Raw genomic sequence first — 22,919 nt, forward strand, 5'->3', positions numbered from 1 at the left:
AAACGGCCCGCAGATCGGAAAGCGCCACATGCGGCAGCACCAAGTTCTGCTCATGGCTCACCCGCACCTCGTCGAACGAATAGCGCTCGGCGAGCTCCGCCACCGCCTCCATCTGCTCTGCCGTCGCATCGCCGGGCGCCCCGCCGATGGGCTTGAGCGAGATGGTGATCGAGGTATAGCCCGACCGGGCATGGGGGAACGTGTTGTTCTCCAGAAACCGCCCATAGGCCGGATCGAGAATCTTTTCGCGCTCCACATCGATGGAAACGACCCCGTGGTCCTTATAGGCCGGCTGCGCGAAATAGGCGTTGATCCGGTCCAGTTCGGCCTCGGGCAGCGTGAGCACCCCGCCGCGCGCATGGGAGAATTCCTCTTCCACCTGCGCCTTGATGGTTTCCAGCCCTTCCTCATGCACGAGGATCTTGATGCGCGCCTTGTACTTGTTGTCCCGACGCCCATAGCGGTTATAGACCCGCAGGATACTCTCCAGATAGGCCAGCAGATGTTCATGCGGCACAAAGCCGTTGATCAGCTTGCCGATCATCGGCGTCCGCCCCAGCCCGCCCCCGACATAGACCGCCCAGCCGACTTCGCCCGACCCGTTGGTCTGCGCCATCAGCCCGATATCGTGAAATTTCACCGCAGCCCGGTCATTGGGCGCACCGGTAATGGCGATCTTGAACTTGCGCGGCAGGAAGGTGAATTCGGGATGCAGGCTTGACCACTGCCTTATGATCTCGGCCACCGGACGCGGATCGATGATCTCATCGGCCGCCGCCCCGGCAAACTGATCGGTCGTCACGTTCCGAATGCAGTTTCCCGATGTCTGGATCGCATGCATTTCCACGCTCGCCAGATCGGCCAGGATTTCGGGAATATCGCGCAGCTTGGGCCAGTTGTACTGGATATTCTGGCGCGTCGTGAAATGCCCGTAACCCCGGTCATACTTGCGCGCGATATGGCCCAGCATCCGCATCTGCCTGGACGAAAGCGTGCCATAGGGCACCGCAACCCGCAGCATATAGGCGTGAAGCTGGAGATAGAGCCCGTTCATCAGCCGCAGCGGCCGGAACTGGTCTTCCGTCAATTCCCCGGAAATCCGGCGGCGGACCTGGTCTGAAAACTGCTCGACGCGCTCACTTACAAACGCCGCGTCAAATTCGTCATATCGATACATGTTCGTCCTCGCCCAGATGCTGGCGGTCAAAGCGTGGCGCGGTCGGCCCTTCCGACCGTATGCGCTCACGGATACGGTTGGCGTGGATCGCGCCATTGATCGTTTCGACGTCCTCGGTTTCAAGGCTCAGAATCCGCCCCGTCGCCCTTGTCCCGGCCATGGCAGCGTCCAGCGCCTCGGTCTCGTCCTTGCCAAACACCCGCGCCGCCTGAATGTCCTCAACCCAATTGCCTTGCGGATCGAGATACACGGTCGCCCCGGAGAGCAGTTCATTGCCTGTGAGGATTTTCGTCATTTCACTCAATACGTTACAGAAACCATCGGATTCATTTTAGAGGCGACATCTGGACGACATTCGACAGCGCTGCCCAACCCAACCACCGTCATCCTCGGGCTTGACCCGGGGATCCGCCTCGCCACCATTGTACGCAGCAGAAGTGTGTCGCACGGCTGGTGCCGCGAACACCGTCTGCGCCAGCGGCGCCACTGCAGATTGCCGGGTCAAGCCCGACAATGACGCTGCGATTGAAACGCCAAGCGCAATCGCCATCACGCCACCCGCTCCACCTGCGCCGCGATTGCTTCGGCCTGCGCCCAATCGCCTTCGGCCACCGCTTCGCCGATAAAGATGATCGCCGGCCCATCGGCAAAATCGATTGCGCCCGACGCCAGCCCGCCGACAGTTCCCGCATAAAGCGTCTTGTCGGCTCGCCCGGCATTGACCACGATCCCCACCGGCACCGCGCCCGAAAGCCCCTGCGCCATGAGATCGCCCGCCACCTGCCCGGCAATCGACTTGCCCATGTAAAGCCCCAGCGTCAGCCCCGACTCGGCCAGCGACGCCCAATGAGCAAGATCGGAATTGTCAGCGCCATGCGCCGTGGCAAACACGAAGCCCGAGGAGACCTTGCGCAGCGTCACCGGCGTTGCCGTATCTGCTGCCGCAGCCAGCGCCGAGGTCACGCCCGGCACAATGGAATAGGCGATGCCAGCCTTGCGCAATGCCGCGATTTCCTCGCCCGCGCGCCCGAACACCATCGGATCGCCCGATTTGAGCCGCGCCACCTTCTTGCCTTCACCCGCCAGCCGCACGATCAGCGTGTTGATCTGGGCCTGCGAAAACGAGTGATGCCCTTTGGCCTTGCCCACCGAAATCCGGTCGGCATCGCGCCGCCCCATTTCGACGACAGCGGAGGGCACCAACCGGTCGTGAACGATAACGTCCGCTTCCTGCAACAGGCGTTGGGCGCGCAGCGTTAGCAGATCCTCCGCCCCCGGCCCGGCCCCGATCAGCCACACCAAACCAGTGCCCGATGCCGCACCGGCATGTTCGGCAAGCAGCGCATCGGCTCGCGCCTCGCCCTGCCCGGCCGCAAGTGCACCTTCGATATCGGGCGCCGTGACCAGCGCCTCATAATAGCGCCGCCGCGCGACGCCATCGGAAAGCAACCGAGCAACCTTGTCGCGCATCGATCCGGCCAGCCGCGCGATATCGCCCAGCCGCGGCGAAAGCATCGCCTCGATTTTCGCCCGCACCAGCCGCGCCAGCACCGGCGCATCGCCTTCGGACGAAATGGCGATTGAAATCGGCGCCCGGTCGACAATGGCCGGGGTGAAAAAATCGCAGTTTTCGGGAACGTCCACCTCGTTGACCGGCACGCCCGCCTCGCGCGCCAGCTTCAAAGCCCGCGCGCCCTCCGGCCCATGGTCGGCCACAAAGGCCAGCGCCGCATTGGCAAAATCGTCCGGCTCGACCGACCGCGCAACCAGCGTCACGTCCAGCCCTGAAAAATCGGCCTCGAATTCGTGGGCGAACAGAACCACTTCCGCGCTGGTCTTGGCCGCCAGCCGCGCCTTGGCCAGTGCTTCCTCGTCGCCGCCCACAATGACGATGCGCCGCCCTTTGACTGCGACCGAAACCGGGAATGTGTTAAGCCGTGCCACGGGTGAGGGTCTCCTGGCCGTAAACGAGATCGGTTCAGTTTTTGGAACTGGCGGCGGCATCGGGAGGACACACGCACAGCCAAACATGCGCAAAATTAGGGGTTTCCGGCCCATCCAGCAAGCGCAACAACGGCGTTCGGAGACTTATTTCCCTGGGCAGGAAGCCCTTGGAACACCGCGCGCGGCCAAGGTCGCAATGCGCGAATAAATTTCCCTCTCGCTCCCGACGCGAAAAACACGACTCGCGCGCTGGAGAATAACCAAAAGCCTCCCTCACCCACCGCTCCGCGCCCATTTCCCCAAAGGAGAGGTATATCCCCGCGCTCGCGGGTTCGTACCTCTCCCTTGGGGGGCGAGGTCGGAGCTTGCAAAGCAAGGTCCGGTGAGGGGGCCTTTCTTTTTGTGCGCTGTTGTCACCGCGCCGACATTTCCCTGTCACACCCCTGTAAGCCCCTCATCGTAGAGCCATCCTGTGAGTTCCCCACAGGAGACAGGACGCGATGACTCCCGCCCCCAGAACCCTTTTCCTTGCCGGCCTTCTTGCCGCAACCGCCCTTTGCGCCCCCATCCCCGCGATGGCCCAGGCCAGCCAGGCCGATGAGCGCTTGTTGACCGACCCCTTCCTTCAACTCCCCACCCAGGACGGCGTCCACGTCGTGTGGTTCACCGAGTTCGAAGGAGAGGACCACACAGTCGTCGTCGGCGAGCGCGAATTTGCCGCCGAAACCATAAAGATGAGCCGTCTGGCCGAGGACAACCAGTCCTGGGTCGGCACCCAGAATGGTGACGGCTCGGTCTTCTCCGCCACCACGGCCCGCGACGTCTGGCGTCACGAAGCCTATGTGGACGGCCTCACGGCCGGTGAGCGCGAGGCCTATTTCGTGCGCTCGGCGGACGAGAATGGCGAAACCGTCGAAAGCCGGGAATTTTCCCTCGCCCCGCTTCCCGCCGAAGGGCAGCCCCTGCGCATCCTTTTGACCTCCGATCATCAGCTCAAGCCGATGACCCCGACCAACATGCAAAAGATCGCCGAAAATGTCGGCGAACTCGACGCCGTGTTCTTTTCCGGCGATCTCCAGAATATCCCCGACCGCGCTTCGGAATGGTTCGACGACAATCGCGGCTTTGCCTTCTTCCCCGGTCTTCAGGGCCACGCCGCCTATGCGCTGGCCCAGTCGCGCACCGAGGGCGATATCACGTTCGACACGACGACCACCTATCACGGCGGCGAAATCATCCAGAACGCCCCGCTGTTCCCGGTCATCGGCAACCACGAAGTGATGGGCCGCTACAATCCCGCCACCACGCTGGGCAGCCAGTTCAACGACCCGCGTCCCCGCGCCGTTGCCGAAGCGCTCTATGAAGCCAATGCCGACCTCTACAACCCCTCGGGCGACGCGCAAATCCGCGAACAGTGGATCGCCGACAATTCGTTCAACACCACCACCTATGAGGAAATCTTCACCCTCCCCGCGGACGGCCCGGGCGAAGAGACCTATTACGCCATCCGCTACGGCGATGTGTTCATGATCGGGCTTTACGGCACCCGCATCTGGCGGTCCCCCTCGCAGGATGAAGGCGTTCGCGGCAAATACCGCGAGGCGGCAGCCGACCTCGACACCCCCGACAATTGGGGATGGGGCGAATTCATCTTCGAGGATATGGCCGAAGGCTCCGAGCAGTATGACTGGCTGGTTTCCGTGCTCGAAAGCGAGCAATTCAAGTCGGCTCCGGTCAAGCTCGCGCTCATGCACCACCCGTCACACGGCATGGGCGACAATTCCATCCCCGCTTACGCGAACCCCGAACAGATCCTCGACTATGACGAGGCTGGCCGTTTGACCGGCGTGCGTTACGACTATCCGGTCGATGCCGATATGTTCGTCAACCACGTCGAACCGCTCCGTTCGGACGCCGGCGTGCAGTTCGTCCACACCGGCCATTCCCATGTCTGGTATCGCTTCGTGAACCCGGCCGGTATGAACATCCTCGAGACCTCCAATGTCGGCAACAACTATGGTTGCTACGTCGAAGGCCACCAGGCCCGCGGCAACGCCCCCTCCGGTTTCGATTACGATCCGGCCGACTACGCCGTCACCGGCGATCCGCACGGCTACGAACCGGTCATGCCCACCGAGTTTTCGCCAATGACCAATGCATCCTCAGGCGAAGACCTCCCCTGCATCGCCAGCAACGAGCTGACCGCGTTCTCGGTCCTCGAAACCGGCCCCGACGGGACGACCGTCAGCTCCTACGTCTTCGACACCACCGACCCGCAAGGCGAAGTCGAACTGTTCGACAGGTTCGAACTGAACTGATCCCTTTGCAAAAAAACAAGGCCCCGCTTCGGCGGGGCCTTTTGCATTCGAACGCGCGGGTTTAGCTCCCTTCGCTTCCCCGGCGAAAGCCGGGGCCCACGGGAGCGACATCAGGCGGTGATTTCGTAGTTGATGCTGCTGGACCCCGGCTTTCGCCGGGGCAGAGGGCGGAGAACACTCCTGATAGACCGTCGCCGATCCTACCCTTGGCGGCTCGGCACGTTCACGACCAGCCCATCGAGGTCGTCGCGGATCTTGATCTGGCATGAAAGCCGGCTGGTGTCTTTGACGTCGAAAGCGAAATCGAGCATGTCCTCTTCCATCGAGGAGGGGCCGCCCGTCACCCCATACCATTCCTCTTCCACATACACATGGCACGTCGCGCAGGTACACGCCCCGCCGCACTCGGCCACGATGCCGCGCACCCCGTTGCGGATCGCCGTCTCCATCAGTGTCGCACCATTTTCCGCTTCGACTTCGCGGCGCGCGCCATCGGGTTCAACGAACGTGATCATAGGCATGGAAAAGGGCTCCGGGGATAAATCTGTGAGGTGCCCCGGATATAGGAAAACCATCCCGCACACACAAGCGCATCAATAAACGCAAATGTGGGGCTACCGAACGCACAAGTCCATGGATTTTAGCGCCATTGTTGGCGCGAAAATTCAGTCCGAAACGATCGATGAAATGTATCCGCACACCTCGGAAACCGCCATGCCCAGATCGGCCAGCGTCTCCTCGTCGAGCTTGCCGTCACGGGCAAATTCGACTTCCGCCGCCCGCGCCTGGGAGGCCAGAACCATGGCGCCAATGCCCTGCGCGGCACCCTTAAGCGTATGAAGTCCAAGGGTTATTTCATGGGGATCGGTCGCAGCGCTCACCCGCTCGAAATAGATCGCGACCTGCTTTTCAAACATGCGCAACACTTCGCATTCCAGCGCCCTGTCCCCCAACGTCTGACGCGCCAGATGCACCAGATCGATCGGCCGGTTGGTCCTGTCCACTTTCAATGAATCGAGGCTCACCCCCACCCGCGGCTGCATCATCTTTCCCACCATCACGCAATCGTCACAATCACTACCGACAGCTTAACCTTGATTGGATAAAAAGACCCTTAATCTCTGATATCTGCTATATTTTCAGCCCTGGTGGGTACACGAAAAAAGTCGTTAACGGTCTTTTAATAAAGATTTCAGCAATGGCCCCAAACCGTGTATAACTCACGATAGAGAATTGGCTGTTGGGATCACTGCGGGGCATTTTTCCGCGCGTTCCGTATCCCGGCCGGCGATGGATCCGAAGCGGCTAGCCCCCGCCAAGGTATTGTCGAAAAAGCCGTTTTTCTAAAATTTGCGGCGCATGAGTAAAGAGTATTTAGAGTATGGCGAACAAGTCGACCCCACCCAAGGACGATCCGGCAGCGCTTGCGTTTTCAGCTGTCGAAAACGCACTCAAGGACTCGGTCTTCTCGATGGATGACAAGCCCGCCCGCAAGATAGAAAGCCAGCCGGCAAACCGCGAGCCCAAGCGCGAACAGCGCCGCGAGGCCCCCACCAACACCGAACGCCTGCGTGCCGCCGACAAGATCGCCGCCCAGGCGTCCTCGGTCGCCAATGACGACCGCTCCACCGCCGCATCCGCTCTTTACGCCCTCCAGTCGCGCGCCTCGAACGCGCCGATCTGGTTTGCCATAACCGCGTCCCTGCTCTGGCTGGTCGGCGTCGGCCTGATCGCCGCGCTCCGCTATGGCCCGCGTTTCACCGAAGGGCTTTCGGTCGCCGAATTCGTCCAGAGCCTTGATTTTGCAGCCCTCGCCGCGATTATCGCGCTCCCCATTCTGGCAATGATTTCCATTGCTTTCCTTGTGCGCCGCGCCCAGGATCTGCGCCTCGCCGCCGCTTCGATGACCCAGGCCGCCATGCGCCTGACCGAGCCCGAATCGGCCGCCGCCCATAAGATCGCAACCGTCGGCCAGGCCGTGCGCCGCGAGGTCAACGCCATCGGCGACGGGCTTGAACGCGCCCTCTCGCGCGCCGGAGAGCTCGAAGTGATGGTCCACAACGAAGTGACCGCCCTTGAGCGCACCTATTCCGACAACGAGACGCGCATGCGCCAGTTGATCGAGGAACTGGCCAGCCAGCGCGACGCCGTCGTCACCAATTCCGAGCGCATGCGCGAGGCCATCGCGGCCGTGCACGGCAATGTAACAACCGATCTCAACGAGATCGGCACCTCGATCACCGACCGCCTCAAGACCACCGGCGGCGAAATCACCCAGGCGCTTTCCGATCGCGCAACGGCGATGACGGAATCGATCGAAACGGCTGGAACGACAATCGAAACCACCTTCGAGCGCCGCTCGCAGAGCTTTGCCGAAACCATCGAGGGCCGCACCGCCGATCTGATCATGGCGCTCGACGACAGCGCCGGCCGCCTCGACGGCACGCTGACCGACAGGGCCGAGGCGCTGGCCAGCGCAATCGACACCTCGACCGACCGTCTCGACACCGTACTCACCTCAAGTGCCTCGAGCGTCCAGATCGCGCTCGAAGGGCATTCAAACATGGTGGAAACCGCGCTCAGCGACACGACGGGCGCGCTCAACACCCTGTTCGACACCAGAACGGCCGATCTCACCAACGCGCTCGATAGCCGCAACCAAATTCTCGAAGACGCTCTGGGCGCCGGCGTCGGGCGCATCGAAACCGCCTTCGAGGGCCGTGCGGAGGCGATTGCAAAGGTTCTTGGCACCGGCGTCGAGGACGTACAGGCTGCGTTTGCCGGTCGTGCCGATGCACTCGCCGATGCCCTGGGAACCGGCGTTGCCGAGGTTCGGGCTGCATTCGAGGGCCGTGCCGAAGCGCTCGCCGACGCGCTGGGCATGGGCGTGGAAAACATCGAGTCCGCCTTCGGGCGTCGTACCGATGCCTTGACCGAAGCGCTGGATCAGCGGGCCAGCGAAGTCACCGAGATGGTCGACACACGCATCAACACGCTGGTCAATTCCCTCGATTCTCACACGATCTCGTTTTCGGCGGCCATTGAAGAAAAATCGGCCACCATCGGCGACGTCCTCAAGGGATCGACCGAATCCATCCTTGTGGATTTCTCGCGCCGTTCCGAAGCTCTCGGGACCAGCTTTACGGCTCTGGGCGAAACGGTCTCCAACGGGATCGCCAGCCGCGCCGAAGAGGCAGAGGCAACCCTGAGCCGGATCACCAATCGGCTCGATGAGACCTTCTCGATCCAGTCCAACGCCCTCCAGAGCCAGATCGAATCCATGAGCCTGCGGCTGGATGGCGCGCTTGAGGAATCGACCGAGCGGACGCGCGACATCCTGACCCGGGCCGGAACCGATACTCTGGCCCAGCTCAACGCGCGGGTCGACGAAATCTCTGTCATTCTCGACAGCCGCATCGGCCAGGTCGACACCATCGTGGGTGAAAAGGGCGAAAAGCTCGTCTCCTCGCTCGATGCCCACACCTCCGAGATCGCCGAGCGGTCCAACAGGCTCGAAACACTGCTCGACGACAAGGGCCGTGCCCTTGCCAGTGCCCTCGAAACCGGCGGCGAAAGCTTTGGCGCCATGGCCGACGCCAAGACCGCGGCCCTCACCGAAGCCCTCGATGCGCGTGCCGAGGCCATTACATCGGCCGTCGATCTGCGCACCGATGCCCTGTCCGCTGCGCTCGACACGCGCGCGGACGCGCTCAATTCCAGCCTCGACATTCGCACCGAAGCGCTCACATCCGCCTTTGACGGTCGGGCCGAACAGATCGGTGCCGCCCTTGATGGCCGCGCCGAGGAAATCGCGTCGGCCATTGAAAGTCGCACAGGCAATCTGACGTCGGCCATCGACAGCCGCACCGAGCACCTTACGGCGGCCCTTGACGGCCGAACCGAAACCTTCACGTCTGCCCTTGATGGAAGAACCGAACAGTTCACCTCGGCACTCGACAGCCGCAGCGAACAGCTGACCTCCGCGCTCGATGCGCGCACCGAGCAGCTCGATACCGCACTGTCGGCGCGCACCACTCAGCTCGACGACACTCTGGCCGAGCGCGCCAATGCGATGAATTCGATGCTCGACATCACCTCTAACCAGCTCTCGGAAACGCTGACCGAGCGCACACGCTATATGGGCGGGTTGATCGATGAGTCCGCAGAACGCCTCGAGCGTTCGATCACGGGCCAGGCCCGCGGCCTCGAAGAATCGCTCGACGAAAAAGCCCGCCTTATGGCGGAGTCGATTTCCGGCAAGACGAGCGAACTCACCACGGCGGTCGACGCTTCGGGCGAGCGCATCCGCCTCACAATCGATGGCAGCCTGACCAATGTCACCGAGACGATGGAAAGTCGTTCGGCCCAAATGTCCGAGCTCATCGAAAGCAAGGTGGCCGAACTCAATTCCAATATCGGCCGTGAAATTGACGCCGCAGTCGACAAGATCAGCGGCGCGGAATCCGGTGTCACCGCCAGGATCGGCGAGGCCGCGACTTCGGTCGGTCAGAGCGCCCGCGATGCCGCCGACCTCGTCGAAGCGCGCCTCACCGAAGCCCGCAGCGCAATTACCGAGATGGTCGATGACCGCCTGGGCACCCTGCCCGAAGCGATCACCACCCGCGCCGAAATCACCGCCGAGCGCCTGGCCGGCCTCAACGAGGCCATCCACGGCACGATCACCGATTCCATGCGCGACCTCGAAAGCGGCGCAGATCGCATCGAATCCACCCTCACCGGCTCGATCCACAGCGCCATCGGCCAGTCCATGTCCGACCTTGAAACCGGCGCCAGCCGGATCGAAGAGGTGCTCAACGACAAGCTGGCCAACGTTACGGCCAACATCTCCGCCGACGTCGAACAGACCGCCATGCGGATGGACGCGGTGGTCCGCAAGGCCATGGAAGAGCTCAAGGTTGCCTCGGTTCATATCGAGGATCTGGTGGAAGTGCGCGCCGTCGCTACGGCGGACGAACTGGGCCGCAAGGCTTCCGAGATCAACCGGATCGTCTCCGAACACACCGACCGATTCGCCGAACTCATCGACACCAAGCAGAACCAGCTCACCAACGCGCTGGGCAGCCAGACCAACCTGCTGCGCGCTGCGCTCGAAGCCAATGCCCGCGACGCCGAAGACATCATGTCGGAATCGTCCAATCGCATTCAGCACGAGATCACCGACTCGCTGCGCAAGCTCAACGATGCCAATTTGCTGCTCCAGCGCGTTCTGGAAGCCTCGACCGGCAATCTGGCCCGCCTGCAGGGCAATGTCGGCGAGCAGACGCAGGCCTATACAAGCGCCGTTCGCGACGCGATGGCCGGCACCGAAGAGGCTGGTACGATGATGAGCCAGCACGTCGAAGCGCTGCAGAACACCATGTCTGCAATGCTCGAACAGTTCGGCCAGCTCTCGGGCAAGCTGGACTCCGAGACCGCCGGCTTCACCGATGCCGCCGCCAACCTTGCCGAAGTATCCAACTCCACGATGGACACGCTGGAAAACCGCCGTGGCGCCATGGAATCGCTTGCCGAAGGTTTTGCGGTCCGCACCGAGGAAATCGACAGCCGCCTGCGCGGTTTCGCCCAGTCGATCGCCGAAACGGTCAACCAGACCGAGCGCCGCCTGATTGCGGCCCGCAAGGCCATGGAAGAGGCTCTTGCCTCGACATCAGATGCCGTCACCGGCCAGATTTCGACAATTGGCGACCTCGCCTCGGGCGAAGGGCAACGGGCCAGCGACGCCCTGCGCCAGACCCAGGCCGACCTCCTCGCCGATATCGAGCGCGCTTACTCGGACGCTACCCGCCGGTTTGGCGACACCGCCGATGCCATGCGCACCACCGCATCTCAGCTCGGCCAGGAACTCGAAGCGACCCGCAACGAATTGCAGCGTTCCGTACTCGACCTGCCCGAAGAAACCCGGGCCAGCGCGGCGGCAATGCGCCGCGTGGTTGCCGAACAGATCGAGGCGTTGTCCGAGCTCAATGCCATCGTGCGTGCCCAGCCGGGCACCCATGAAGTGTCCAGCCGCGCAACGCCGCGCACGCCCTCGGCACGCCTTGCCGCTGCCGAACCGACCCGGTCGGCCGAGCCGGCACCTCATCAGCCCGCACGCCCCGCTCCTGCCCGTCAGCCGGAGCCGACGCGCCAGCAGGCACCTGTGATGACCCAGCCACGCCCGGCAGAGGCTCAAAAATCGCCGTCCGAGCGGCTCAACGAAGCGCTCACCCAGTCACGCGGCACCGCTGCCCAACAGCCGGCTTCCGCCGCCGCACCCCAGGAAGGCGGATGGCTGCGTGATGTCCTGCGCAACGCTTCGGCCAGCCAGCAGGCCGGCACCCAGCGCCCGCTGAACCTTTCGAGCCTGACCGAAGATATCGCCCGCGCCATCGACGACGATGCCCTCGCCGCCGCCTGGAACCGCTATCAGGATGGGGAATCGGGCGCTTTCAACCGCCGGCTCTACACAATCACCGGTCAGTCGACCTTCGACGAGGTGCGCCGCAAGCTCCAGCGCGATCCCGAATTCTCGCGCACGGCAACAGCCTATATGAGCGAATTCGAGCAATTGCTCGGCGAAGCTGCCAACGGCCCCAATGGCATGCAGCAGACCTTCAACCAGCTCGTGAGCAACCGTGGCAAGGTCTATACGATGCTCGCCCATGCCAGCGGCCGGTTGAACTGAGGCCTGCGAATTTGAATTGAGAAAGCGCACCCTGAGGGGTGCGTTTTTGTTTCGGCTTATGCAGCGATGCCGACACGGGAACGGATCGGCGCAAGCCGCCGCGCAAACTGGTCGGCAGCGGCCTCCCAGGTGAATTCCTTTGCTCTGGAAATCGCCTCGGAGCGCGGAATGGAAAGCGCCCGCTTAACGGCCGACTCCAGGTCAACTTCCAGCGCCCCGCCCTTGCCCGTCCCGATCACATCAATTGGGCCCATCACGGGATAGCCAGCAACGGGCGTGCCGCAGGCCATGGATTCGAGCATGACATTGCCGAAGGTGTCGGTGCGCGAGGGGAAGACGAAAACATCGGCACTGCGGTAGGCATCCCGCAGCGCTGCGCCCGTCAACTGTCCGGTAAAGACGACATCGGGAAAACGGTGCGTGAGAGCCCCCCGCTCCGGGCCGTCTCCAACAACGATTTTGGTGCCGGGATGCTTCAGCTCGAGAAACGCTTCGATGTTTTTCTCGACCGCGACCCGCCCGACATAGAGAAGATGCGGCCCCGGCAGACCCGCAAACATCGCCTTGGGTCCGGGGCTGAAGGCTGAAAGGTCCACCCCCCGTGACCAGACGGCGAGGTGACGGAAGAACCGCCGCCGCAAGTGTTTGAGAACCGAGGGCGTGGGCACCATGGTCGCCGATGCGGCGGCATGAAACCAGCGCAGATAGCCATAGCTCCACTCGACCGGCACGGGCAGGCGTGCCGCCAGATATTCGGGAAAGCGCGTGTGATAGCTGGTTGTGAAGGCAAGCTCGCCCGTCACGCAAAGTGTTCGTGCGGCCAACCCCAGCGGACCTTCTGTGGCAATGTGGATATGATCGGGCGCAAAATCGGCGATCATATCCTGCACCACCCGCAGCGATGGCAGCGGCACCCGGATTTCCGAATACGTCGGCAAGGGCAGCGTCCAGAACGGCTCGGGGGTGAGATATCTCACCTCATAGCCGCGCCGCGCCAGCGTGTTGCCAACGTTTTCAAGCGAACGCACGACACCGTTTACCTGCGGATGCCACGCATCCGATACAATCAGCAGCCGCGTCATGGGGCGACCTCCTGGGCAAGAGGCGCAACCGCCTGGGAACTGGGCACGGTCTTTTCGACCCAGCGGATCAACTCGAACCGCCCGTCCCTTGTCTCCACGATGGCTGTGCAGTTCTCGACCCAGTCACCGCAATTGAGATAGGTGACGCTCCCATGGTCGGCGATAGCCGCGGCATGGATATGCCCGCACACCACGCCGTCAAATCCCTGCTCCGCCGCTTCGCGCACCAACGCCGTCTCGAACCGCTCGACGAGCGCTGCAGCCCGGCTCACATTGGCCCGTGCCCAGGCCGAAAGCGACCAGCGCGGGCGGCCAAGTTTCTGGCGCACCCGGTTGATCAGCATGGCGGCGCGCAGTGCCAGATTGTAGGAAATATCCCCCAGCCACGAGACCCAGCGCGCATGACGCACGACGACGTCGAACTGATCTCCATGGATGACCAGATAGCGCTGCCCGTTTGCGCCGGTATGGACGGCCCGTTCGCGAACGTCTATGCCGCCAAACCGGAGCGCTGCGAATTCGCGAAGGAATTCATCGTGATTGCCCGGTACATAAACGATGCGCGCGCCCTTGCGCGTGCAGTCGAGCAAATGCTGAATGACCCGGTTGCAGGCCGGCGGCCAGTGCCAGCTCTTCTTCAGCTTCCACCCATCGACGAAATCGCCGACCAGATAGATGCAGTCGGCCTCGACCGATTGCAGAAAATCCAGCAATGCGCCCGCCTGGGCGCCGCGCATACCCAGATGCGTATCGCTGATAAACAGAGCGCGCAACTGAAGTGGTTTTTGTGCGGAATGCATCGACCGTACCGCAAGGCTGTTGGCTCGCGACTGTTCGAATGCCTGATTTGCGCAACTCTATTGTGACAGCGGGCGCGACTCGTTTTGCGCTTTGGTCGACCAGATCGAGAGCGAAATCAGGATCATGCCTGCGCCGATCGCCGAAAGCAGCCCCGCCGCCCAGAAGCTCTGCAATCCGAAATGGGCTACCAGCGTCCCGAAAAACAGCAGCGCAACGACCGAGCAGATCTGCTTCATGACAACATAAAAGCTCTGCGCCTGGGCCGCGATTTCCTCGCTCGTCCAATTGGCGATGAAGGTGACAATGCCCATATAGGCCAGCCCGAACGTCATCATGTGCAGCGCCTGCAACAAGACCAACTGCCAGACATCGGTTGCATACGCCATTCCGATCCAGCGCAGGACGCCGCTGACACAGGCCGCGAGCAGCAGATGCCGGGCCGAAAACCGCCGTGCGAAATGGGAAAAGAACAGCATGGTGACGATCTCGCAGACCGGCGCCACGATCCACAATATGCCCACCGCGGCCTCCGGCACCCCCGCTCTGAGCCACAACAGCGCGCCAAAACTGACAAGCAGCATATGGCTGGCCTGTAATATTGCCGCCCCGAGAAGCGTCAGGACGAACCACGGCCTGGCCACCTGCCGCAGGGTCTGGCCGGCTCCGGGCGCACTCACCAGCGGCGCACCGGCTTGCCCGCCCCCGTTTTGCGATCGGAAGAACGGCAGTGGCAGCGCCGATAACCCGCGCAGCAGTGCCGTGGCAATCAGTAACGGCACGAACACGGCGATTCCCACCCAGCCAAACATCCATCCGGCTAGCGCCGTCCCGCCGATATAGCCGAATGTGCCCCAGATTCGCACCCGCGCGAAATCGGTGCCGCGCCGCCGCGTCATCCTTATGGCCGCTGCGTCGATCACCGGCTCGATGGCCATGATGGGGATGACCAGCAAGGTGTTGAACAGCAAAATGCCCCAGAACGCGTCGACAAAGACAAACCCCAGCGACACCACTGCGCTGACCAGTGATCCGGCAACGATTACGCCGCGCCAGTCGCTGGCCTTGTCCGCTACGCGCCCGACAAGCAGATTGAGCACGATCATGATAAAGATCGGCGTCGCACTGATGATGCCGATTTCCTCTTCCCCGATCCCTCTGCCGTCCAGCCACACGGGCAAGAGCAGCGTCGAGACGCCGATCGGCAGATACATGGCCGCATAGAACAGGCCCGTGCGCATTTCGGGCGTCGTCAGCCGCTCGGGCAGGCTCGGAAGCATCGGGAAGGATCCGGAAGGCGAGATAAAGACACGCGACCATGCACACGCGCTACCAGAACTGGCAAGCGGCAAGTACCGTCAATTTCGTAAGAACTCAGCTTGCCCGCAACCGGCCCAGCCCGCGCCGTTTGCGCGGCGGCGCAGAGATGTCCTTCCAGCGGATCAGCTCGAACGCACCGTCATGGCCCTCGACGATGGCCGTGCAGCTTTCCACCCAGTCGCCTGAATTGATGTAGTGAATGCCGAATTTGTGGTGCATGGCGGCCTGGTGGATATGACCGCAGATCACCCCCTCGACTTTGGAATTGCGCGCTTCGAGCGACAGCGCTTCCTCGAACCGCCCCATGACCGAAACCGCGCTCTTGACCTTCTGCTTGGCCCAGGCCGACAGCGACCAATAGCTGAGCCCCATACGACGGCGCACCCAGTTGATCGGCGCATTGATGGTCAGCGCGAAATTATAGGCCCAGTCCCCGATATGGGCGAGCCATTTGGCGTTGGCGACGACAACGTCGAACTGGTCCCCATGGATCACCAGATAGCGCTTGCCGTCCGCCGTGATGTGGATCATGCGATCGACGATTTCGACGCCGCCGAAATAGGTGCCCAGATAATCGCGCAGGAACTCGTCATGATTGCCCGCAAGATAAACGATGCGCGCTCCTGCCCGTGCCTTGCCGAGCAATACATTGGCCAGCGCATCGTACTCGGCCGGCCAGTTCCATTCCTTTTGCAAACGCCATCCATCGATCAGGTCGCCCACGATATAGATCGTATCGGCCTCATGGATCGCCAGGAACTTGAGGAGTTCCTCGACCTGAATTGCCTGCATCCCCAGATGGACGTCGCTGATAAAGAGCGCCCTGACGTGCCGGACGGTCCCCGTTTCTTGCATGCAGAAAGTACCTTGTCCTACCTGAAGCGCATTCTGATTCCCCATCAGCGCGGCCCGGGCACTTTAGACGAGCGATCCCCGATGGCAAAATCGTTTCGGCCGGCCTCTATGTCAGAGGATGAACAGGACCACCGAAGCCAGCATCAGGACGGCCAGAATCGGGCCAAGATATTTTTCGGTGCCCGTTTTACGCAGGAAAGCAATCAAACCGCGCCCGAACACCATCCACGTCCCGACCGAAAAGACGCTGACCAGTGCACAGCCCAGCGACACCAGCAACAGGTTGACCAGCCTGCCCTCGCCGGCCGGAACGAACAGCGCCACAAAGCTCAGCGCCATGGCCCAGGCTTTGGGATTGATCCACTGAAAGCCCGCCGCCTCATGGAGCCGCATGGGCCGCTCGCTGCCCTGCACATTGCCGATCCTGATGCCGAGCATTGTCCAGGCCATCCACACGAAATAAAGCGCTGCACCGTACCGCATGGCCGTGTTGATCCAGGGATAGGCTTCAAACACGCCGGCCAGCCCGAACCCCACCACAAACACCATCACGGGAAACCCCACCATGATGCCCACGCCATGCGGAACCGTAGCCGCCAAACCGAACTTGGCGCTCGAAGTCATGACCATAAGATTGTTCGGGCCGGGAGAAAACGAAGCGGTGGCACACGCCAAAAAGAATGCGGCCACCAAAGAACCGTTCAACATGTCCATGGACGCCCCACAACGTCAGTAATGTTGACCTAATAGCAGCTTTTCACCAATTTGCCAATCCGCCAAACCTTACAGCGCGTCGGCGATCTTTTTGACTGTATTCCAGTTTCGCGACGTACCAATGCCCGTACGCCCCGCTGTCAGGACGCCGGCCAGTTTCGATGTGGCAAATCCATCGCCGAAATAGATCCACGGGTCGCCATCGATCACGCGCACGATCTCGGCGCCGCTCGCACGGTCCTCGATCAGGCTTTGCGCCTCCGCCGCCATTGGTTCGCGCATCACGCGCACCGCCACGCGCGATCCGTCGGTTTTCGATTGCTCGGGAAAAGGGTTCGCGGCCACCAGCCGTTCCCATCGGGTGCCCTCACGCACGATGAAATCGATATGACGGCCGAACGCCTTGGCAAATGCCGGCTCGACGGTCTTCTCGATGGCCTGCGGGTCATTGCCTTCGGCCGTAAACACCACATTTCCCGTGGCCAGCAGCGTCCTGACGTCGCTATGACCCAACGCTTCGAGCAATTCGCGCCACGGTGCATTGATGACGCGCTTTCCATCCGGCAGGGAGATCGAATAGAGCAGGCCCACGAACCGGGTCACGGGACCATGCCCATCTTGCGCTTGAGAGCCAGGATTCGTCCGTAGCTCTGCGCGATCCGGTCGGCAAATTCGGGATTGGCCCGCCCTTCATCGACAAGGATCTGATGGATTTCGCTGCCCAGCGCACGGTCATAAGCGGCGGTGTTGGAAAACAGCAGGACATCCATCCCCGCTTCCACCGCAACCACAACGGTGTCGTGCAGATCGAACCGCGAGCGGATGGCCCCCATTTCCAGATCGTCGCTGATCGCCACGCCGGCAAATCCCAACTCGCGACGCAGCACGCCCTCGATCCAGGTGCGTGAGAGACTCGACGGAAGCTGCCGGGCATCGTTGCCCTGGACATCGGCGTTATAAAGATGGGCTACCATCACCATGTCGGCCAGATCGGCATCGATCATGTCCCGATAGGGTTCGAGCTCGACCGGCTGCCACATCCCGGTGACATCCACAAACCCCTCATGGGTATCCGCAGCACTCGACCCATGGCCGGGAAAATGCTTGAGCGCCGTCGCCATGCCTGCGCCGCGATGCGCCTCGACAAATGCCGAGGCCAGCGCGGTAACTTGAACCGGATCAGTGCCATAGGCGCGCTCATAGCGGGCGATGATCGGATTGTCGGGGTTGATATCGAGATCGACCACCGGCCCGAAATTGACGTTGAAACCCAGCCGCGCCAGATCGCCGGCCAGACCGGCATAGATTGCCCTGGCGCGATCCGGCGTCTGGGCCGCAACAGCGCGTGCCGAGGGAATCTCATCAAATCCGACTGCCGCCGTGAGCCGCTCGATCTGCCCGCCCTCCTGGTCGAGCGCGATGAACGGCGGAAGCCATGGACGCGCCGCGATCAGGCTGCGGTTGATGCCGCTCACCGCCGCAAGGCTGTCCACATTGATGCGCAGGAACGTCACGCCACCGATTTCGCCCCGCGCGATCTGTTCACGCACGGCCCGCACGCCAGCGGCATCGGGGGAACTGCCCCGAAAGCCCACCATGACCATCTGCCCCGCCATATCCTCAAGGCTTTGCGCCGAGGCGGGTTCGCCGGGCACGATCAGCCCAAGGATAAGACAAAGAGAGGCAAGAATGCGCATGGCCTGCTTTCTGTGTGCGGCGGGAAGGGCAAATGTGCCCGATTCCCCGACCGGCCAGGCCAATCTTTCGCAACTTTGGGGCACAAATCAGCCCATGCGCATGACTGTGGACAGCCTGTCATGTTCGGCGGCGAGCAGTTTGACGACGATGTCTTCAGCCGGGCCGGGACGCGAAAAGAAATACCCCTGCCCCGTCTTGCACCCGGCAAGGCGCAGAAGCCACGCCTGATCCTGGTTCTCGATGCCCTCGGCGACCACATGTTTGCCCAGTGACTCAGAAAGCATGAGCACCGCCCGGATGATGGCCGAAGCCTCCCCATCCCCCGGCAGACCCCGCACGAAGCTCTGGTCGATCTTGATCGTATCGACCGGCAACCGGCCCAGATAGCTCAGCGAAGAATAGCCCGTGCCGAAATCGTCGAGCGCGATCCCGACCCCTTCCGCACGCAAAACGCGAAGCTTTTCGGTAACGTGAGAGGTCTCGGTCACCAGAAGGCTCTCGGTGATTTCCACCTGCAACCGCTCGGGCGGCAGGCCCGATTGTGCCAGGGCCGACCGGACGTCGGCAATGATGTCGCCGAGCTCGAACTGAAGCGCAGAAACATTGACCGAAAGCCGCACCGGACGCGGCCAGTTGGCCACTTCTCTTGCCGCCGCATGCAGAATCCAGCGGCCAAGCTCGACGATAAGCCCGGTCTCTTCGGCAGCGGGAATGAATTTACCCGGTGGAACCGACCCCAGTTCAGGATGCGTCCAGCGCGCAAGAGCCTCCACACCGGTAATTTCTCCGGTCTCGAGATCCACCTGAGGCTGATAGTGAACCGAAAATTCCTCACGGGCCAGCGCCGCACGCAGCGCGATTTCCATGTCCTGCTTGGACTTGATGCGCGTGTCCATTTCCTTGGAAAAGGCAAGGGCGCGATTGCCCGACTGATCCGATGCTATCGAGAGCGCGACGCCCGCATGGCTGACCAGTGCATCGGGCGCGCTGCCCGAAAGATCGGAATCGCTCATGCCCACCCGGGCACCGATGATGGCCCCGTGCTCGTCCAGTGTATAGGGTCGCACCACCTCGGCAATCAATGCTTCGGCAAACCCCATGCCGCCGTCGTCGCCCAGCAGTCCCTCCCGCAGCACGGCAAAGGCGTTGCCCTCCAGCCGCGCCACGCTGATCGGCCCCAGAAGTTCCAGCCGGGCCACCACCTGCTTGAGCAGGGCATCGCCATAGGCGTGACCCAAAGTATCGTTGACCGTCTTGAGCCGCGAAAGCCCGATCAGATAGACGCTGACACCCCGCACCCGGCCGTTTGGCGTGGCCAGCAGCTCCCCGATCGTCTCGACGAATTTGACCCGCGAGGCAGCGCCGGTCAGTGGGTCGTGCTGGGCAAGATAGGTCAGCCTGTGCTCGACCTGTCGGCGCTCGGTCACATCCCTAAAGGTAAGGCACGCCACCCTTCCGGCCGATTCCGCGCTCACCTCGCCAGCATCGATATCCGAGAGTGTGACGACGAACTCCACAGTCCGGCTCGCACCATTGCACCCGATGACCACCTCGGACACGGCATCCATCATCCGCCCGCTATCGAGCGCCGCTTCAAGCGCCTCACGGAAGGGTACGGGAAGGACATCGCCAATACGCGCGCCGTGCAGCCCCGGCGATATCAGCTCTTCGGCCAACCGGCTGGCAGCGCGGATCGACTTGTTGTGATCGACGACCACCACCCCATCGAAATTGTCGGCAACGACACGGGTCAGGATGCCGCGCATGGAATCGCGTTCACGCGCCGCATGGGACAGCGAACGCCCCCGGGCCTCGAGCTCATGCCAGAACGCAATGGCCAGAAATCCGACCTGCGCGATATGGATGCCGGCCGTATCAAGCAGCATGCCCGCATGAACCTGCATGGCCAGGGCCGTAAATTCGAGGATGCCTGCATAAGCCAGCGATCCGGCAATAGCCGAGCCCAGCGTCATGCGCGGCCTCAGACACGCAAACAGCACGGCCATGCCCAAAACGATGATGATCGCGGGCAGGCGCCCCATATCGCTCAGCGCCCTGTCCTGCCGTACGGTCTCGGCCGCCAGAAGCTGGAGCGATGGAGTGGACAGCATCCCGTAGCGGGGCACCGAATGGCTCGATTGCTGCGAATAGCTGGCCTGGCCCACAATGACCTGCCGGCCCTTGAACAGCCCCGTCTCGAAGCTGCCCCCGACCACGTCCGACAGGGTCGTCCGCGGAATTGTGGCAAGATCTATGGAAAAATCGATCAAAAAGGATGGGCGCGATACCGAATGATCCGAAGAGAGCGCCGTCGCCAGGGATTCGATTACCCAGCCATCGTTGACGATACGGGTGCGATAGACCGCCGACCGCCGATTGCCGCCAACCGCATCGATATAGACGGGCGGAGCAAGAGCCGCGAACCGGTCCATGGGCATGCTCAATACGCGGTTGGATGCGGACGAACGGGTCTCGGTAGCAACCGTGCGCACCTTGCCCGCCGCCCTGGTCATGGCCTGGACAAGCGCATTGTCATCGAAATAGTCGAGCGCGCTTTGCAGCCCGACATCGAGAACCACGGTTCGCGCGTCGGCATCGATCAGGCTGTCGAGCGCATCGGCATAAACGCTGCGTGCCCGTGATCGGCTGCCGGCCTGCGCCATTGCCGCGGCGTCGATCTCAACGAACACGATATCGCCGCTGGCCGGGCGCGAGGTCAGCGAAAATCGCATATCATGAAGGGCGGAATCGAGCGCGGCAAACCACCCCATGGCCACCGCCACGAGCATGGTTGCGCACACTACCGCCGCAACAATGAGATGCTGAACCCGAGCCACCGTGGACGTCCTGCCCCCTGCTTTCGTCCGCAATTTACTGCGCGAACGCTTTTTCCTTTATCTCCCAAGCAGTTGAAGAACCCGTAAATGCCAACGCCGGACACCGCCAATGCGGAGCCCGGCGTCAAAGCTAAAGACCCAGACGGCCTATCGGTTCTTGCGATTGGCGATCAGATCATCGACCACGCCCGGGTCGGCCAGCGTCGAAGTATCCCCCAGCGCCCCATAGTCGTTCTCGGCCACCTTGCGCAGAATGCGGCGCATGATCTTGCCCGAGCGCGTCTTGGGCAGGCCCGGCGCGAACTGGATATGGTCGGGTGAGGCAATAGGGCCGATTTCCTTGCGCACCCAATTGCGCAACTCGACCGCCAGATCGTCCGATCCGGCGTCGCCGGCCATCAGCGTGACATAGCAATAAATGCCCTGCCCTTTTACATCGTGGGGGAAGCCGACAACGGCGGCCTCGGACACTTTCGGATGAGCGACCAGCGCGCTTTCAACTTCTGCCGTGCCCAGCCTATGGCCGGACACGTTGAGCACGTCGTCCACGCGGCCCGTGATCCAGTAATAGCCGTCTTCGTCCCGCCGGCAGCCATCGCCGGTGAAGTAATAGCCCTTGTATTGCTGGAAATAGGTTTCCTTGAACCGCTGGTGATCGCCATAGACCGTCCGCATCTGCCCTGGCCAGCTATCGGCGATAGCCAGAACGCCAGACGCTTCGGTCTCCTCGATCACCTTGCCGCTTTCCGGCTCCAGCACCACCGGCTGCACACCGAAAAACGGCTTTGTCGCAGAGCCGGGCTTCGTCGGAATGGCGCCGGGCAGCGGGGTGATCATGAACCCGCCGGTTTCGGTCTGCCACCAGGTGTCGACCACAATGCACCGCTCACGCCCCACCTGCCGATAATACCACATCCAGGCCTCGGGATTGATCGGCTCGCCCACCGAGCCCAAAAGCCGCAGGCTGGAAAGATCGGCCCGCTCGACAAACTGGTTGCCTGCTCCCATCAGCGCCCGGATCGCAGTCGGCGCCGTATAGAAGATATTGACCTTGTGCTTGTCGACAACGTCCCAGAACCGTCCCGCGTCGGGATAATTGGGCACGCCCTCAAACATGACCGTCGTCGCGCCATTGGCCAGCGGGCCATAGACGATGTAGCTGTGCCCGGTCACCCAGCCCACATCGGCGGTGCACCAGAAGACTTCGCCTTGTTTGTAGTCGAAGGTCAATTCATGGGTCAGCGAGGCATAAACAAGATAGCCCCCATTCGTATGCAGCACACCTTTGGGCTTACCCGTCGAACCCGACGTATAAAGGATAAACAAAGGGTCCTCGGCATTCATCGGCTCGGGCTCGCAAACCGCCTCGACCCCGGCGGCCGCCTCGTGAAGCCAGACGTCGCGCCCATCCTCCATGGCTATGTCGCCACCGGTGTTTCTGACCACCAGCACCTTTTCCACCCCCGGAGAATCCGCCAGCGCCTTGTCGAC

Annotated in this window: 16 protein-coding genes; 2 read left to right on the plus strand and 14 right to left on the minus strand. The window is 62.3% G+C overall.

All coding sequences use genetic code 11. The annotated features are described in order from the left end of the window. From AACZ55_RS09020 to cysG, 3 genes are all read right to left on the minus strand, one after another. Window positions 1–1,177: nitrite/sulfite reductase (locus AACZ55_RS09020; RefSeq protein WP_339645369.1), on the minus strand; the 1,177-nt coding region annotated here is incomplete at its 3' end. Continuing rightward, window positions 1,164–1,472 carry a DUF2849 domain-containing protein gene (locus AACZ55_RS09025; protein ID WP_338610067.1) on the minus strand — a complete coding sequence of 103 codons (309 nt, stop codon included), beginning with the start codon at window positions 1,470–1,472 and terminating at the stop codon, window positions 1,164–1,166. The genes AACZ55_RS09020 and AACZ55_RS09025, both read right to left, overlap by 14 nt. 254 nt (window positions 1,473–1,726) lie before the next feature. Beyond that, a complete protein-coding gene (gene cysG, locus AACZ55_RS09030) occupies window positions 1,727–3,121 on the minus strand; it encodes a siroheme synthase CysG (RefSeq protein ID WP_339645371.1) in 1,395 nt (464 codons plus the stop codon). A 500-nt stretch (window positions 3,122–3,621) separates the two neighbouring features. Here cysG and AACZ55_RS09035 point away from each other — a divergent pair, with 500 nt between their 5' ends. Then, on the plus strand, window positions 3,622–5,439 hold the full coding sequence (locus AACZ55_RS09035) for a metallophosphoesterase (protein ID WP_339645373.1): 1,818 nt from the start codon (window positions 3,622–3,624) through the stop codon (window positions 5,437–5,439). 200 nt (window positions 5,440–5,639) lie between these two features. Here AACZ55_RS09035 and AACZ55_RS09040 read toward each other — a convergent pair whose 3' ends face one another. Together AACZ55_RS09040 and AACZ55_RS09045 are read right to left on the minus strand one after the other, a co-directional pair. Next, window positions 5,640–5,960 carry a 2Fe-2S iron-sulfur cluster-binding protein gene (locus tag AACZ55_RS09040; protein WP_338610063.1) on the minus strand — a complete coding sequence of 107 codons (321 nt, stop codon included), beginning with the start codon at window positions 5,958–5,960 and terminating at the stop codon, window positions 5,640–5,642. A 144-nt stretch (window positions 5,961–6,104) separates the two neighbouring features. Continuing rightward, complete coding sequence (locus AACZ55_RS09045; RefSeq protein WP_338610061.1) at window positions 6,105–6,485, minus strand: Hpt domain-containing protein; 381 nt, start codon at window positions 6,483–6,485, stop codon at window positions 6,105–6,107. A gap of 335 nt (window positions 6,486–6,820) precedes the next feature. Between AACZ55_RS09045 and AACZ55_RS09050 the strand changes: the two genes are divergently transcribed. After that, complete coding sequence (locus tag AACZ55_RS09050) at window positions 6,821–12,124, plus strand: hypothetical protein (protein WP_339645375.1); 5,304 nt, start codon at window positions 6,821–6,823, stop codon at window positions 12,122–12,124. 56 nt (window positions 12,125–12,180) lie between these two features. On the opposite strand, the gene AACZ55_RS09055 is transcribed toward AACZ55_RS09050, so the two are convergent. From AACZ55_RS09055 to acs, 9 genes are all read right to left on the minus strand, one after another. Then, window positions 12,181–13,206 carry a glycosyltransferase family 1 protein gene (locus AACZ55_RS09055; RefSeq protein WP_339645377.1) on the minus strand — a complete coding sequence of 342 codons (1,026 nt, stop codon included), beginning with the start codon at window positions 13,204–13,206 and terminating at the stop codon, window positions 12,181–12,183. Beyond that, window positions 13,203–14,006, minus strand: coding sequence for a UDP-2,3-diacylglucosamine diphosphatase (locus AACZ55_RS09060; protein ID WP_339645379.1), 804 nt, complete (start codon window positions 14,004–14,006; stop codon window positions 13,203–13,205). The genes AACZ55_RS09055 and AACZ55_RS09060 overlap by 4 nt, the downstream gene beginning before the upstream one ends. A 57-nt stretch (window positions 14,007–14,063) precedes the next feature. Beyond that, complete coding sequence (locus AACZ55_RS09065) at window positions 14,064–15,284, minus strand: MFS transporter (protein ID WP_339645381.1); 1,221 nt, start codon at window positions 15,282–15,284, stop codon at window positions 14,064–14,066. 94 nt (window positions 15,285–15,378) lie between these two features. Continuing rightward, complete coding sequence (locus tag AACZ55_RS09070; RefSeq protein ID WP_338610053.1) at window positions 15,379–16,179, minus strand: UDP-2,3-diacylglucosamine diphosphatase; 801 nt, start codon at window positions 16,177–16,179, stop codon at window positions 15,379–15,381. A 111-nt stretch (window positions 16,180–16,290) separates the two neighbouring features. Next, a complete protein-coding gene (locus AACZ55_RS09075) occupies window positions 16,291–16,893 on the minus strand; it encodes a LysE family translocator (protein ID WP_339645384.1) in 603 nt (200 codons plus the stop codon). A gap of 69 nt (window positions 16,894–16,962) precedes the next feature. Further along, complete coding sequence (locus tag AACZ55_RS09080; RefSeq protein WP_339645386.1) at window positions 16,963–17,496, minus strand: DUF1697 domain-containing protein; 534 nt, start codon at window positions 17,494–17,496, stop codon at window positions 16,963–16,965. Further along, window positions 17,493–18,590 (minus strand): glycoside hydrolase family 3 N-terminal domain-containing protein, encoded by a 1,098-nt coding sequence (locus tag AACZ55_RS09085; protein WP_339645388.1) that lies wholly within the window; start codon window positions 18,588–18,590, stop codon window positions 17,493–17,495. Before AACZ55_RS09085 ends, AACZ55_RS09080 begins: the two co-directional genes overlap by 4 nt. 87 nt (window positions 18,591–18,677) lie before the next feature. Beyond that, window positions 18,678–21,428, minus strand: a complete 2,751-nt coding sequence (locus AACZ55_RS09090) for an EAL domain-containing protein (protein WP_339645390.1) — start codon at window positions 21,426–21,428, stop codon at window positions 18,678–18,680. A 147-nt stretch (window positions 21,429–21,575) separates the two neighbouring features. After that, a partial coding sequence (gene acs / locus AACZ55_RS09095) for an acetate--CoA ligase (RefSeq protein WP_339645392.1) occupies window positions 21,576–22,919 on the minus strand: 1,344 nt, incomplete at its 5' end.

The sequence above is a fragment of the uncultured Pelagibacterium sp. genome (assembly GCF_963972885.1).
Classification (GTDB): Bacteria; Pseudomonadota; Alphaproteobacteria; order Rhizobiales; family Devosiaceae; genus Pelagibacterium; species Pelagibacterium nitratireducens.

Bases quoted from the DNA above. Each gene is read 5' to 3' on its own strand.
- AACZ55_RS09040 (WP_338610063.1), bottom strand. From the start codon at position 5,960: ATGCCTATGATCACGTTCGTTGAACCCGATGGCGCGCGCCGCGAAGTC.
- AACZ55_RS09025 (WP_338610067.1), bottom strand. From the start codon at position 1,472: ATGACGAAAATCCTCACAGGCAATGAACTGCTCTCCGGGGCGACCGTG.
- AACZ55_RS09085 (WP_339645388.1), bottom strand. From the start codon at position 18,590: ATGCGCATTCTTGCCTCTCTTTGTCTTATCCTTGGGCTGATCGTGCCC.
- AACZ55_RS09055 (WP_339645377.1), bottom strand. From the start codon at position 13,206: ATGACGCGGCTGCTGATTGTATCGGATGCGTGGCATCCGCAGGTAAAC.
- AACZ55_RS09065 (WP_339645381.1), bottom strand. From the start codon at position 15,284: ATGCTTCCGAGCCTGCCCGAGCGGCTGACGACGCCCGAAATGCGCACG.
- AACZ55_RS09070 (WP_338610053.1), bottom strand. From the start codon at position 16,179: ATGCAAGAAACGGGGACCGTCCGGCACGTCAGGGCGCTCTTTATCAGC.
- AACZ55_RS09035 (WP_339645373.1), top strand. From the start codon at position 3,622: ATGACTCCCGCCCCCAGAACCCTTTTCCTTGCCGGCCTTCTTGCCGCA.
- AACZ55_RS09045 (WP_338610061.1), bottom strand. From the start codon at position 6,485: ATGATGCAGCCGCGGGTGGGGGTGAGCCTCGATTCATTGAAAGTGGAC.
- AACZ55_RS09050 (WP_339645375.1), top strand. From the start codon at position 6,821: ATGGCGAACAAGTCGACCCCACCCAAGGACGATCCGGCAGCGCTTGCG.
- AACZ55_RS09075 (WP_339645384.1), bottom strand. From the start codon at position 16,893: ATGGACATGTTGAACGGTTCTTTGGTGGCCGCATTCTTTTTGGCGTGT.
- AACZ55_RS09060 (WP_339645379.1), bottom strand. From the start codon at position 14,006: ATGCATTCCGCACAAAAACCACTTCAGTTGCGCGCTCTGTTTATCAGC.